We start from the raw sequence: 436 nt of genomic DNA, 5'->3' as shown, positions 1-436 counted from the left end.
GTCACCATTGATTCAGGCTTTATCATTTCAAATTCCAAACCAATCGCATGTCCGCCTCGATTTTCACCAGCTCCACCTGTATTCGGCAGAAGTTCATATCGGTGAACATGAATATCAATATGCTGTTCCAAACTCTCAATTGGGGTATTCTTCAAAAAGCCTGACGAATGGTCAATACCGTCCACTCCATCAGTACCATTTTGAGCACCGCCGCCTCCGCCTAATGGTTCGACAACGGACATTTTCCTGCCACCCGTTTGATCATCAGGTACTGAGAGAACCACAATGGCAGATTGACCTGCACCTGCTGCCGGCACCGCTTCAGGTAACAGCTTACCAATGGCGCCTAGCACGACATTGTACAGCCTCATCGTAATCGAATGACGAATCCCGACAGAAGCCGGGTATTCTGGATGCACCAGCGTTCCTTTAGGAG

General features: G+C 48.9%; 1 protein-coding gene. It reads right to left on the bottom strand.

Annotation, left to right across the window (positions count from 1 at the left end; genetic code table 11):
- Window positions 1–436 (bottom strand): hydantoinase B/oxoprolinase family protein (locus tag GFC01_RS18290; protein ID WP_194175048.1); only part of this gene is annotated, 436 nt, incomplete at both ends.

This window comes from Desulfofundulus thermobenzoicus, from assembly GCF_009428905.1.
GTDB classification, from domain to species: Bacteria; Bacillota; Desulfotomaculia; order Desulfotomaculales; family Desulfovirgulaceae; genus Desulfofundulus_A; species Desulfofundulus_A thermobenzoicus.
Note: the sequence above shows the minus strand (reverse complement) of the source record. Positions and strands in the feature narration are given on the sequence as shown.